Origin of the sequence: Anaerostipes faecalis, assembly GCF_018982945.1 — a bacterium.
GTDB classification, from domain to species: domain Bacteria; phylum Bacillota; class Clostridia; order Lachnospirales; family Lachnospiraceae; genus Anaerostipes; species Anaerostipes faecalis.
Window position 1 is genome coordinate 1 of record NZ_JABRXE010000029.1, and the last position, 1,187, is coordinate 1,187.

2 protein-coding genes are annotated in these 1,187 nt (G+C 34.5%); both read right to left on the reverse strand.

Annotated features, from left to right (window positions below; all coding sequences use genetic code 11):
• Positions 1-51: 51 nt before the first annotated feature.
• Positions 52-804: an IS21-like element helper ATPase IstB gene (istB, locus tag KTB61_RS12860; RefSeq protein WP_075760490.1), complete on the reverse strand. Its 753-nt coding sequence runs from the start codon at positions 802-804 to the stop codon at positions 52-54.
• Positions 797-1,187, reverse strand: a 391-nt coding sequence (locus KTB61_RS12865; protein WP_408630310.1) for a Mu transposase domain-containing protein, incomplete at its 5' end; no start/stop codon positions are given. The genes KTB61_RS12865 and istB, both read right to left, overlap by 8 nt.

A 1,187-nucleotide genomic window follows, 5' to 3' on the forward strand; every position in this document is an offset into this window, starting at 1 on the left:
TATAAAATGTCAAGACCTAATGTACAAAAAATATTATATAAAAATGTACAATTAGTCTGTTTGTTTTAAGTGGTCTTTTAACCTGTATGACTTTCCTGATATTGGTATTACATGTGCATGATGCAAAACTCTGTCCATAATGGCATTTGCAACAACCGCATCATAAAATATTCCATCCCACTCATTAAAGTTCATATTTGTTGTTAATATAGTGCTTTTCTTTTCATATCGCATATCTATAAGCTGAAAGAATAGATTTGAATCCTCTTTATCAATAGGCAGATATCCAAGCTCGTCAATGATAAGCAGGCGGTAATGACAAAAATGCTTTAATCTTGCATCAAGCCTGTTTTCCAGTTTTGCCCGCTTTAGCTGTTGGAGCAGATCATTGCACTTTATAAAATATGTGCTTACTCGCTTTTTTGCGGCTGCAATACCGATAGAAGTTGCAAGATGTGTCTTTCCGACGCCACTCGGTCCAAGAAATACTATATTTTCATTCTTTTCGAGGAAGCCAAGACTTGCAAGCTCCCTCATTTCCTGTTCATTCACACTTGGCTGAAATTCAAAGTCGTAATCTTTAAGCTCTTTTACAAATGGAAATGCTGCGGCCTTTATCATAGACCGTGAAGCATTCTGTTCTTTAAAATCCACTTCATAATTACTGAGCTTTAACAGACCCTCCGTAAATGATAATCCGTTTGTTGTTACAAAATCTCTTATTTCATCAAGATGAAGTTTCATCTGGGTTAACTTTAACAATTCCAGATTTGCTGTTAACTGATTGTATGTACTATTACTCATAATCATAAACCTTTCCTATTATCTCAAGATTTTCTTTTGCTCTGTCCATTATGTGTTCATCTTTGAAAATATGGGATTTTCTAGCAATTGCAGCATAATGTTCAGAAATATAATTCAATTTTTTTGAACTTAATTGATGAATGGTTATTAATTCTGTGTTACAATGCACATGTATATAACCATCATATACCTGTAAAGAAACAATCTTTCCTACGTACTCTGGTGGGACAGAGTACTGGCATCCTTTGTAATAAAACATGCTTGAATGATTGACTTTTACGGTATTTGTGGTGATTTGATAAGGCTTTCTTATGGTATCAGCGGGTAGGCTGTTTAGGAAAGCCTTTTCTCTGTTAAAATACATCAGCGGAATTCTTCCGGTT